9 protein-coding genes are annotated in these 11,331 nt (G+C 33.5%); 4 read left to right on the top strand and 5 right to left on the bottom strand.

Going from position 1 to position 11,331, the window contains the following annotated elements; translation table 11 throughout:
• Positions 1-191: 191 nt before the first annotated feature.
• On the bottom strand, positions 192-1,448 hold the full coding sequence (locus ABXT06_RS13720) for a hydroxymethylglutaryl-CoA reductase (RefSeq protein WP_354591249.1): 1,257 nt from the start codon (positions 1,446-1,448) through the stop codon (positions 192-194).
• A gap of 276 nt (positions 1,449-1,724) precedes the next feature.
• On the opposite strand from ABXT06_RS13720, the gene ABXT06_RS13715 reads away from it, so the two are divergent.
• A complete protein-coding gene (locus ABXT06_RS13715) occupies positions 1,725-2,183 on the top strand; it encodes a DUF5362 family protein (RefSeq protein ID WP_354591248.1) in 459 nt (152 codons plus the stop codon).
• Positions 2,184-2,248: 65 nt separating this feature from the next.
• Here the strand turns inward: ABXT06_RS13715 and ABXT06_RS13710 are convergent, their stop codons facing one another.
• From ABXT06_RS13710 to htpG, 3 genes are all read right to left on the bottom strand, one after another.
• Positions 2,249-3,022 carry a DUF4369 domain-containing protein gene (locus ABXT06_RS13710; protein ID WP_354591247.1) on the bottom strand — a complete coding sequence of 258 codons (774 nt, stop codon included), beginning with the start codon at positions 3,020-3,022 and terminating at the stop codon, positions 2,249-2,251.
• Between the two features lie 132 nt (positions 3,023-3,154).
• Positions 3,155-3,985 (bottom strand): hypothetical protein, encoded by an 831-nt coding sequence (locus ABXT06_RS13705; RefSeq protein WP_354591246.1) that lies wholly within the window; start codon positions 3,983-3,985, stop codon positions 3,155-3,157.
• Positions 3,986-4,322: 337 nt separating this feature from the next.
• Positions 4,323-6,206 carry a molecular chaperone HtpG gene (htpG, locus tag ABXT06_RS13700; protein WP_354591245.1) on the bottom strand — a complete coding sequence of 628 codons (1,884 nt, stop codon included), beginning with the start codon at positions 6,204-6,206 and terminating at the stop codon, positions 4,323-4,325.
• A 203-nt stretch (positions 6,207-6,409) separates the two neighbouring features.
• Between htpG and ABXT06_RS13695 the strand changes: the two genes are divergently transcribed.
• From ABXT06_RS13695 to ABXT06_RS13685, 3 genes are all read left to right on the top strand, one after another.
• Positions 6,410-6,916: a lipocalin family protein gene (locus ABXT06_RS13695; RefSeq protein WP_111363258.1), complete on the top strand. Its 507-nt coding sequence runs from the start codon at positions 6,410-6,412 to the stop codon at positions 6,914-6,916.
• Between the two features lie 22 nt (positions 6,917-6,938).
• Complete coding sequence (locus ABXT06_RS13690; RefSeq protein WP_354591244.1) at positions 6,939-7,634, top strand: YiaD family glycine zipper/OmpA-like lipoprotein; 696 nt, start codon at positions 6,939-6,941, stop codon at positions 7,632-7,634.
• A gap of 106 nt (positions 7,635-7,740) precedes the next feature.
• The gene (locus ABXT06_RS13685) at positions 7,741-8,691 is read left to right on the top strand and encodes an ABC transporter ATP-binding protein (RefSeq protein ID WP_354591243.1); all 951 of its coding nucleotides are present in this window, start codon (positions 7,741-7,743) and stop codon (positions 8,689-8,691) included.
• A 108-nt stretch (positions 8,692-8,799) separates the two neighbouring features.
• Here ABXT06_RS13685 and ABXT06_RS13680 read toward each other — a convergent pair whose 3' ends face one another.
• Positions 8,800-11,211, bottom strand: coding sequence for an alpha/beta hydrolase family protein (locus tag ABXT06_RS13680; protein ID WP_354591242.1), 2,412 nt, complete (start codon positions 11,209-11,211; stop codon positions 8,800-8,802).
• Positions 11,212-11,331 lie beyond the last annotated feature (120 nt).

The raw sequence follows: 11,331 nt of genomic DNA, 5'->3' as shown, positions 1-11,331 counted from the left end.
ATGTAGCTCAGCTGGCTAGAGCAGCTGATTTGTAATCAGCAGGTCGTGGGTTCGAGTCCCTCTATCGGCTCAAAAACCATCACAGAAATGTGGTGGTTTTTTTTTGTTGTTCAAAAAAAAATAAATTCCAAATTCCAATCTACAACATGAAGCTTGGAATTTGGAATTTGAATTTTTAGGATTTAATTAATTTATCTTCCTAATGTTTGATGTGCTGCTGTGAATTGTCCTGATGACATTGCTGCCAAAATTGAAAGTTCGCCAGTTAAACATACAGCAATTGCAATTTCAGCAAATTTGCCACTTTTTCCAGCTCCGTAACAGCCTAATAGTTCAAGACATTCTCTCTGCGTAGGAAATGAAGTTCCGCCACCAACGGTGCCTACAATCATATTGGACATTGTAATGGCAAAATAAATGTCGTTGTCTTCGGTGATTTCCATTCTCGTTACGGCAACAGAAGCTTCGCCTGTACAGGCAACATCTTGCCCACATGCAATAAACAAAGCTGCGAGTCCGTTTGACGGATGCATTCCGCCGCCCACTACACCTGCTTTTTTTGCTCCAGAAACGCATATTCTCCATTGTTCGTGCAATAACGTTGGAGTTGTCTTTAAAACCGATTTAACGACCTCTTTTTTCAGTACGATTTCAGCGGTAACTTTTTTTCCGCGAACTCTGGTATTTAAGGGGCTTATTTTTTTATCGCCAGAAAAATTACCTTCGATTGTCCAGAAAACAGGTTTTATCGGGCAATTTTCCAAAATGTATTGGCATATTCTATCTGAACATATCGTTACCATATTTTGACCCGAAGCATCGCCTGAAGTATATTCTAATTTCAGGATTAGAATGTTTCCCTCGATATTAATGCCTATGTCATTTAAAATGGCATAATTACTAGATTCTCTTGTTAGTGCCGAAAAAGTTTCAGTATGATCTAAAACCCACGAAACAAATTTGCCTAATTCGATAACCGTTTTAAATTTAAAGGTTGGAGTTCTTTGCACGCCTTCTTGAAGCGTAATAACCGTTATGGGGCCAGATTCTCTACAAGCTTTTGCGCCTCTGTTGTAAGAGGCAAGCAATGCGCCTTCGGTGGTAGCAAGGGGAACGTAAAAAGGGCCTTGGGCAAGACTTCCATTTATTACCAATGGGCCGATAATTCCTGTAGGAATCTGACTCATTCCGATGTAATTTTCGATGTTGCCTTTGAGACTTTCATTGTTGGTAAATACTTTTTCTCCAGAAAGAAAATCTAGGTCTAAGTTTAATTGACTGCGAATAAAATTCAGACGCAATTTTTGACCGTTTAAAGTGTAAGGGTCTTGATCGGGAATTTTTTCTGCTTGCGAATGATTGGGATTGTAAGATTCTAATTTGTGAAAAACAGAAGAATCTATAAAATCATGCTTAGGTCGACTGATGTTGCTGATTAAATTTTCCATAAATGTAGTTTTTTAGTTTGAAGCTAAGTTATTACAAATCAGAATATTATCAATGTATATTCTGACAATTTAACTTTTAATTGTTTAATTATCAGGTATTTATGAAAATAAAAATTAATCACGAAAAAATGTACGCAAAAAAATCCTGTTCTTTTAAAAACAGGATTTTTAGAAGGTGGAGAATCTGTGTTTTATTATTTTGGGTTTGCTAAGATTTAAGGCCTGATTTATTTGTAGGAAAATTATTTATTTTTTATAAATTTGCATAAAAAAATTATGGAAGAAACTTCAGTGTTTGAAAAATTTGAATTGCAGTTAGATAGGAGTGCAAAGGACTTTTTAAAAGAAACAGCAAAATGGGCTCATTTCTTATCGATTCTTGGATTTATCGGGATAGGATTCTTGGTTTTGATTGCAGTATTTGCTGGTACAATTTTCTCAACAATGGGAAACTCAATGCAGAGAATGGGAATGTATAGTGGTTCGTTTGGAGTGATAATAGGAGCGGTTTATTTTATAGCGGCACTACTTTATTTCTTTCCGGTATATTATCTGTTTAAATTTAGCACAAATGCAAAAAATGCATTTGCAAATAATGATTCAGAATCTTTAACGGAGTCATTAGGATATTTAAAATCGCACTATAAGTTTATTGGTGTTTTAATGATCGTTTGTTTGGCATCTTATGCACTTGTTTTTGTGTTTGCTATATTTGGTGCTATAATTGCAAGATAAATTATCACGTTTGAAAGAATAAAAAAGCCCTGAATTTTCAGGGCTTTTTTTGTTGTATTACAAAATTATTTTTGCTTTTCAGTTGTTGTTGCTTCGGCCTCAGTTTTGTTTTCAGCTGGAGCTTTTTGCTCGGCTTTTTTAATTTCAGCAACATATTTTGTCAATTTCTTTCCATAAAGTGATTGCGCTACTTTTGGAGTCATCGATTTTTGAATTGTATCAAGAAACTTCAAATTGATATCATAAATCTCCGCTAAAGCAATATAAGGTGCTACTTCGTGATCTTTATTATTGATTGCAAAGTTTGTAGCATATAAATATTTTCTTTTGATGTTTGACTGTTGTTTAGTGTCAATGCTGTCAATTGCTTTTTGATCTTGTCTTTTTAAAGCTTTAAATTTTGATTCAACCATAGATAAATTCTCATCTCTAAAACGATTGTTTATTTTTTGGTACTCTTCATATAACTCCTGATTTTTAGATCCGGTAATTTTTGCGCTTGCGATGAAATTATCCAAACTGGTTTCGATATTCATATTTCCAGGTTCAGCAAAAAACAAAATGTTGTTGTCTAAAGAATTTGTTACGCCGCGATCTAGAAATAAGTATAGCATTTCTGGAGATTCTAATTTGATATCTCTTTCGAATGTTGAATTTCCATCAATTTTAATGCTGTCAATAGCAACAAGTGAAGTGTCGACAACTCTTTGAATATATAAAGTTCCGGTTTTTAGACCTTTAATGTTTCCTGTAATGTGTAGGTTATCGGCAGCAGTTTCTTTTTTACTGCAAGATGCTAATACTGCAAGAGTAACAAAAGCAATTAATGTTTTTTTCATTGGTTTTTGAGATTTTGGTGCAAAATAAAGAAAATAGTTTAAATGTAAAGAGACAGCTGTTTTATTTTTATAAAAAAAATAAATCCCAATCTATTTCTAAATTGGGATTTTAAAGTCGTATAGGAAAAGGTCTTACATCGATAGGCTGAATGAAGAGCCGTTTTCGTGCGTATACGTATACAATGCGTCACAGTTGTCATTTCCGTAATCTATAACACCATTTAAAATGCCTCCTTGAACTTTTAATTGTCCTTTAGAAATAAATAGGCATGAATATTTTTTAATAAGCGGTTCTTTTACAGTCAAAGTAAGCGTTTCTCCATTTGAAGCTGTTACTGTATGAGTTCCTTCTGTAATTTCATATACATTATCAGATAAGACAAGTGGTGTATCTGCGCCAGCCGTTTGTTTAGTAGTATAGATTCCTGAATTGGTATAAACACCTCCTTGTAAATCTGTCAATTTACCATTGGTCACTTTTCTAGTCCATTGCGGTGTAGCTTGAGCAGTTGTAGTATTGGTGTATTCAATAGTTCCCTCCAATTTGATGCCTTTTATAGAATAGTCAATTCTTTCAATTGTCATTTTGCTTCCAGTTTCAATGATTGGTCCAGAAAGCGTAACTTTTAGTTTTCCTTTGCGTGTAAGATTGTTCGCGTCTGTGCAACCTACTGTTCCGAAATCTGCTAAAAAGACTTTAGGATAGCCTCCTCCGTTTGTTGTAACCGTAATTGTTGCGCAAATTCCAGGAGCTGTTTCGGTAGTTTTTCCAGTTGTTGAAGCGCTTGTAGTGATTAAAAGACCTGTGCTAAGATCCATTGCGTTTGAAGCGTCAACTGCAACTGAAGCTCCAATGTTTATCAAGCTTGTTGAAGTAGTTTCTTCGTGATTGTCACTTGAACAAGAAACGTATAAAAGTGCTGTAACACAAATGATTGATAGTAAAATAGCTGTTTTTTTCATAAGGTTTTTTGTTTTGGATTAGATTAATAAGGCAGTCAAATGTAATAAAAAAACGAATTACAATTAAAAAATCCTGTAATGGTTAATTTACAGGATTTTATAACAGTTTTTTGAGGTGAAAATTATGTTTAGTATTGATGTAAATAATTTCGTGTAGATTTATAATAATTGCTTTTGGAAAGTATAAACATAACGGATTTAGGTAATTTTGAGAGTATTATAGTCTTTTTATAGAAGTCTAATGTATGGGCACTTATTTTTTGCCTATAATACCAGAGGATAAAAAAATCCTGCAAAACTTAATTTGCAGGATTTCAAAAATATTATTTTCGATTGATTATTTAATCATTTCAAAACTTCTCTTAACAAACGCAGTAAGCGCTTCACCTTTTAATAGGTTTTGAGATAATTTAGCTAAATCTAAAGCTTGTTTAACCAAATGTTCTTGGTGTGTTTTATCTTCTGTATTTAAGATGCTTGAAGCTAAATCAGAATTGGTATTTACAACTAAATTGTACATTTCTGGCATATTGCCCATTCCGAACATTCCGCCTCCGCCAGTTTGGCTCATTTCTTTCATTCTTCGCATAAATTCTGGTTGCGTGATAATAAAAGGAGCTGCTTGAGAATCCATAGCTTCCAATTGAACGCTGTATGCTTTTGGAATGTAAGCTTCTAAAGAAGTTTTTAAAGCTGCTTTTTCGTCATCAGATAATTTTGAAATCGTATTTTCTTCTTTTTTGATTAAGTTATCAATATGGTCAGAATCTACACGAACAAAAGTTAATCCGCTGTTATCGTTTTCGATTTTTTGGATTAAATGCGAAATAATCGGCGAATCTAAAAGCAATACTTCGTAACCTTTATCTTTTGCGGCTTCAATATAAGAGTGCTGCGCATCTCTGTTTCCTGCATAAAGAACTACCAATTTACCATCTTTATCAGTTTGGTTTTCTTTTAGTTTTTCTTTTAATTCATCTAAAGTGAAATATTTGTCATCTACAGTTGGGTACAAAACAAATGCACCTGCTTTTTCGTAGAACTTCTCTTCAGAAAGCATTCCGTATTCTAAAACGATTTTAATATCATTCCATTTTGCTTCAAAATCTGCACGATTTTCGTTGAATAAAGCTTTTAATTTATCAGCTACTTTACGAGTAATGTAGTTCGAAATTTTCTTAACCGCACCGTCAGCCTGTAAACCAGAACGAGAAACGTTTAACGGAATATCTGGAGAATCGATCACACCTTTTAACATCGTCAAAAATTCAGGTACAATTCCTTCTACGTTATCTGTAACGTAAACTTGGTTTTGGTATAACTGAATTTTATCTTTCTGGATCTGCATATCACTTCCTAATTTCGGGAAATACAAAATACCAGTTAAGTTAAACGGATAATCTACATTTAAGTGAATGTGGAATAATGGATCTTCAAACTGCATTGGATATAATTCTCTATAGAAGTTTTTATAATCTTCATCAGATAATTCAGAAGGCTGTTTCGTCCAAGCAGGATTTGGGTTATTGATGATGTTGTCAATTTCAAGAGTTTCATTAACGTAATCTTCTGGAGCGTCTTCTGGTTTTGGAAGTGTCTCAGTTCTTGTTCCGAATTTAATCGGAATAGGCATGAATTTGTTGTATTTGTTTAATAAACCACTGATTTTAGAATCGTCAAGGAATTCCAAAGAATCTTCAGCAATGTGAAGAATGATTTCTGTTCCGCGTGAAGTTTTGTCAGCTGGTTCTAATGTAAACTCAGGACTTCCGTCACATGTCCAGTGTGCAGCTGGCTCATCTTTGTACGATTTTGTAATGATTTCAACTTTTTCTGCAACCATAAAAGCAGAATAGAAACCAAGACCAAAATGTCCGATAATTCCAGAATCTTTAGCAGAATCTTTGTATTTGTCTAAGAATTCTTCAGCACCAGAAAATGCTACTTGATTAATGTATTTTTCAACTTCATCAGCTGTCATACCTAAACCTTGGTCGATAATGTGGATTTTTTTGCCTTCTTTATCCACTTTTACTTCGATAATCGGGTTTCCGTATTCAACTTTAGCTTCGCCAATGCTGATAAGATGTTTTAATTTTAAAGTAGCATCAGTACCATTAGAAACAAGCTCGCGCAAGAAAATTTCGTGGTCGCTGTATAAGAACTTTTTAATTAAGGGAAAAATGTTTTCTACTGAAACATTAATTTTACCTGTTGCCATATTTTTTAATTTTTGATTTAATTTGATGATTTTCATTTGTTCAAATAGAATACCAATTGTTTTTTGGGTGACAAAATGTCTGAAATGTTAATTTTGAAAGAAAATAAATGTATTCTAGAACGAAAAATATCTTAACGAATCGTATATTTGTGGTACAATAATTGTTAAAATAGACAAATATTAATCTAAAAAAATTGTACAAAATGAAGAAGAGTATTTTAATGTGTATGATTGCCGCTCTGTTTTTTGCGTGTAAATCATCTTCGTCCACGACAGCTTCATCTTCTGAGGCTACTACACTTTCAACTAAACTTGACAAGAAAACTCAGGTAGCACTAAAAGGGAATTGGGTTTTAACTAATGTATCTTATCCAGGTTCAGATTATATCAAAGTAAATTCTTTTGATCTTGCTGATTCTAAATGTTTCATTGGTAGTACTTGGAGTTTTATTTCAAATAATAATAAAGGAAATATGGCTTTGACATCGCCAAGTTGTACTGGATTTTCTTCTCCAATTGTATGGAGCATTAACGATCAAGGTATGTTTGTTCTTAAAATTCTTAATGCAGGTGAAAAAGCTAAGAAAGTAAGAGATGGTTATTTGTTAAAAGTTGCTGGAGTGACTGAAAGTTCATTTCAGTTAGTAGACAATATCAATGTTGGTGGCCAAGTAAAAGATGTGGTTTACCAATTTCAAAGAGCTAATTAATATTATTTTAAAGGTATAAAAAATGAGAAAGATAACGGTTTTAGGTTTAAGTAGTTTATTGGTATTAGCTAGCTTTTTTACAAGTTGCGATTCAGTAAAAAATGCAAATAACACACAAAAAGGAGCTGGAATTGGTGCTGTCGCAGGTGGTGTTATTGGTGGTATTTTAGGAAATAATTTAGGTAAAGGCGGAAACGCTGCCTTAGGAGCTGCAATTGGAGCTGCTGTAGGAGGTGGAACTGGAGCCTTAATCGGAAATAAAATGGATAAGCAAGCTCGTGAGATTGATCAAGCTTTGCCTGGTGCTGATGTTGAAAGAGTTGGTGAAGGAATTCACTTGACTTTAAATGAAAATGCAGTTCGTTTTGATACTAACAAATCAACTTTGACATCTCAAGCCAAAGCGAACTTAGATAAGTTAGTTCCTGTATTTACGGATTATGGAGATACTGATATTCAGATTTTTGGTTATACAGACAATACCGGAAAACCAGAATACAATTTAACGCTTTCTGGACAAAGAGCTGCTTCTGTGCAAGCATATTTAATATCGAAAGGACTAAAAGCAAGCCGTTTTAAAACTTCAGGTTTAGGAATTGCAGATCCAATTGCAACAAATGATACTCCAGAAGGAAGAGCGCAAAACCGTCGTGTTGAATTCTCAATTACAGCGAACGACAAAATGGTAAATGACGCTAAAGCGGAAGCTGGAAAATAATTTCAAGACAAAATAAAATATTAAAAAAGCTGTTTCATAATTGAAGCAGCTTTTTTTTGACTTTAGAAATTAAACATTGTAAATTTGACGTCTCATATTACAACTCATGCTCGACATACAAAATATATCTTTTTCATACACCGAAAGCCCCGTTATAAAAAACATCTCTTTTTCTATTGAAAAAGGTCAGAACATTGCTATTATAGGTGAGAGTGGCTGCGGAAAAAGTACGCTGCTCAAACTAATATATGGACTTTACGATCTGGACGAGGGAAAGATTTTTTATGGAGATAAACCAATTTTAGGTCCAAAATTTAATTTGATTCCCGGAATGCCCTACATGAAATATCTGGCGCAAGATTTTGATTTGTCTCCTTATGAAACAGTTGCAGAAAACGTAGGGAAGTTTTTGTCGAATGGTTTTGCAAACATGAAAAAACTTCGTGTTCAGGAATTGTTAGAGATGGTAGAAATGGATCAGTTTTCTAATGTAAAGACCAAATTCTTAAGTGGAGGACAGCAGCAAAGAGTGGCTCTGGTTAGAGTTTTGGCTTTAGAACCAGAAGTAATTTTGCTAGATGAGCCATTCAGCCAGATTGATGCTTTTAGAAAAAATGCATTGCGTCGTAATTTATTTCGTTACCTAAAACAAAAAGGAATTACCTGTATTATCGCTACGCACGACAGTACTGATGCTTTGTCTTTTGCAGATCAGGCAATCGTGATGCGAAACGGAGAAGTCTTGGTAAAAGATGATCCTTCAATAATATATGAAGATCCACAAATTAAATATGTCGCTTCTTTGTTTGGAGAAGTAAATGAAATTCCAACTCATTTATTATTATCGTACGAAGACGAAACTCATAAAACATTAGTTTATCCGCATCAATTTAAAATGGTTTCCGAATCAAAATTGATGGTCAAAATTAGAAGAACCTATTTTAGAGGAAGCCACTATTTAATAGAAACAGTTTATAAAAGGCAATTGATCTTCTTTGAAAGTGAAATAGATTTACCGCTCGAACAAGAAGTTTTTCTGGCATTAAATTATTTATAATTAGGAAAATGTGTCAATTAGAAAATTAGATAATTTCTAATTGTTAAAATAATAAACCCGACAGATTTTAAAAACTTGTCGGGTTTACTTTTGGAATCAAATTATGATTTAGTTTTTAAGATATTTTTCTAAAAACTGATCTTGTTCCCATAATAAGTGTAGAATGTTTTCTTTAGCTACATAACTATGTGATTCTTTTGGCAGAATAACCATTCTTGCTGGAGCCCCTAAACCTTTTAATGCTTGAAAATAACGTTCTGTCTGCAAAGTAAAAGTTCCAGGATTATTATCTGCTTCTCCGTGAACCAATAAAATCGGAGTTTTCATTTTTTCAGCATTCATAAATGGAGACATGGTATTGTAAACTTCTGGAGCTTCCCAATAATTTCTTTGCTCAGATTGGAATCCGAATGGAGTTAAAGTTCTGTTGTAAGCACCGCTTCTTGCTATTCCGCATGCAAAAAGATCAGAATGTGTCAATAAATTTGCCGTCATAAATGCTCCGTAAGAATGTCCTCCAACAGCCACTTTTTTACGATTAATATATCCTAAAGCGTCAACAGCATCAATTGCCGCCGCAGCATTATCAACTAATTGAGAAATGAAGTTGTCGTTTGGTTCTGTGGTTCCTTCTCCAATAATTGGAAAAGCGGCATCATCTAAAACAACATATCCTTTTGTAACCCAATACACAAATGATCCATAGTAAGGGAAAGTGAATTCGTTAGAATTTTGAGTCGATTGCGAAGCGCTGTTTCTGTCTTTGTATTCTGCAGGATATGCCCAGATCAATAGTGGCAATTTTTCTTTTTTAGTTTTATCATAACCAGCAGGAAGATATAAGGTTCCTGAAAGTTCTAATCCGTCTTTACGTTTGTATTTAATAACTTCTTTGCTAACATTTTTAATGCTTTCAAACGGATTTTTGAAATCAGTAACTTGTGTTAAGCTATTTTGTTTTTTAATATTTCTGAAATAGTAATTAGGATATTCTGTTTTTGACTGAATCATAACTAAGACTTTTCCAGACTTAAAATCTTCAATTTCTAAAATATCTTCTTTTTTGTCTTTATAAGAAGAAGTATAAATACGTTTTGATTTTAAAGTTTCCAGATTGAATTCGTCAACAAAAGGGAATTGTCCGTCTTTGGTGTAACCTTCGCCAATTCTATATAAGTTGTTTTTTTCGACAGCTAAAACATATTTGTTGTAGGCATTTTTTCTTGTTTCGAAAACTCCAGGATCTGAATAAACATCCTGAGAATTTCTATCCGTAATCAATTTTGGTTGTTGGCTTGGGTTTGATGGATTTATTAAAAACGTTTTGGTGTTTCGCGTATCGTACCATTCTTCAGAAAGAACCGCTAGATTATCATCTCCCCAAATAATGTCGCTAAAACGCTGTGGTGTTTTTGCCAATGAAGATGCTTCTTTGTCGAAAGGAGCTTCCCAAAGAAAAACTTCATCTCTAAAATCAACTTTATTTGCTGGGTCACCTTCATCTAAAGCCACAACATAAGATAAAGTTGCAGGTTTGTCGTTTCTCCAAGCCATTTCTCTTTTTCCTTTTCGGACAGCCATAAAACCTTTTGGCATTATTTCATTTAAAGGAACTTCATTTACCGTTTTAATTTCTCTTCCGCTTAAATCGTAAACAATAGTTTTAGAAGGAAATCTATATAAAGGAACTACATAAGAAAAAGGTTTTTGAATGGTAGTCAACATAATATAATTGCCATCTGGCGAGATTTTCTCTCCAAAATACATAGCCGCTTCTTTATATAAAGCCGCATCACCATTTAGTTTTACTTTGTATAATTCAGAAGTTATGCAGTTTTCAAAATTAGCTTCGTCATTTTTGTTTTTCAACATATCAGGATACGTTCTGTTTTGCGATTTCTCGCCTGAGGTATTTGAAATAATTGGGCCAGTAGGCAGATCTTTTTTAGAATCCAAAAGTGGCTGTCTGTTTTTAGGAAGCATTTTTACTAAGATCGTTTCACTATCCAAAAACCAGCTAAACGGATTTCCAAGATTTGCATTTACTCTAGCTTCTGTAAGTTTTGTTGCTTGTGCTGTTGCTACATCCAAAACCCAAAGCTCAACGCCGGAATTTGTAGTATGAGAGAATAATATTTTTTTGTCGTTTGGAGACCAAAGAATATTTGTTATTTTCGGATTATCAGGTAAGCCTTTAATTTGAATTTCTTCCTTACCGCTTATTTTTCTTAGTTTTAGATTGTTTAAATAAGTTACAGTGCTTGAAATATTAGTAACGGGATTAATTCTTAAACCTGCCAAACGAACTTCGTCTTGATTGAGATCATCGAGTGTTTTATAGGTATTGCGATACATTAAAAGCATGTTTTCTTTTTTCGTATCCATAGATACAGAAGGCGCTCTTTGGTAATCTGCCAAATCTAGAATGGATTTGGAAGGTTTTTGATAAGTTAGGTTCTCTTGAGCAAAAGAGAAAAAACTTATATTTAAAAATAAAAACAGCGTAACCTTTAATTTCATAGTTTAAATTTTTGGAGTTTGTAATAGTGTTCAAAATGTTTGTCTAAAATACTTTTATGTTGTTACATTCTACATCTGATTTTTAATTTTTTTCAATGTTTGTGTCTGAAAATTGCCTTT

The organism is Flavobacterium sp. UW10123, from assembly GCF_040538975.1.
In the GTDB taxonomy this organism is placed as follows: domain Bacteria; phylum Bacteroidota; class Bacteroidia; order Flavobacteriales; family Flavobacteriaceae; genus Flavobacterium.
This window is presented reverse-complemented; position numbering and strand designations above follow the sequence as displayed.

Coding starts and splice junctions, on each gene's coding strand:
- ABXT06_RS13720 (WP_354591249.1), bottom strand. CDS start 1,448: ATGGAAAATTTAATCAGCAACATCAGTCGACCTAAGCATGATTTTATA.
- ABXT06_RS13710 (WP_354591247.1), bottom strand. CDS start 3,022: ATGAAAAAAACATTAATTGCTTTTGTTACTCTTGCAGTATTAGCATCT.
- ABXT06_RS13690 (WP_354591244.1), top strand. CDS start 6,939: ATGAGAAAGATAACGGTTTTAGGTTTAAGTAGTTTATTGGTATTAGCT.
- ABXT06_RS13680 (WP_354591242.1), bottom strand. CDS start 11,211: ATGAAATTAAAGGTTACGCTGTTTTTATTTTTAAATATAAGTTTTTTC.
- ABXT06_RS13685 (WP_354591243.1), top strand. CDS start 7,741: ATGCTCGACATACAAAATATATCTTTTTCATACACCGAAAGCCCCGTT.
- ABXT06_RS13715 (WP_354591248.1), top strand. CDS start 1,725: ATGGAAGAAACTTCAGTGTTTGAAAAATTTGAATTGCAGTTAGATAGG.
- htpG (WP_354591245.1), bottom strand. CDS start 6,206: ATGGCAACAGGTAAAATTAATGTTTCAGTAGAAAACATTTTTCCCTTA.
- ABXT06_RS13695 (WP_111363258.1), top strand. CDS start 6,410: ATGAAGAAGAGTATTTTAATGTGTATGATTGCCGCTCTGTTTTTTGCG.
- ABXT06_RS13705 (WP_354591246.1), bottom strand. CDS start 3,985: ATGAAAAAAACAGCTATTTTACTATCAATCATTTGTGTTACAGCACTT.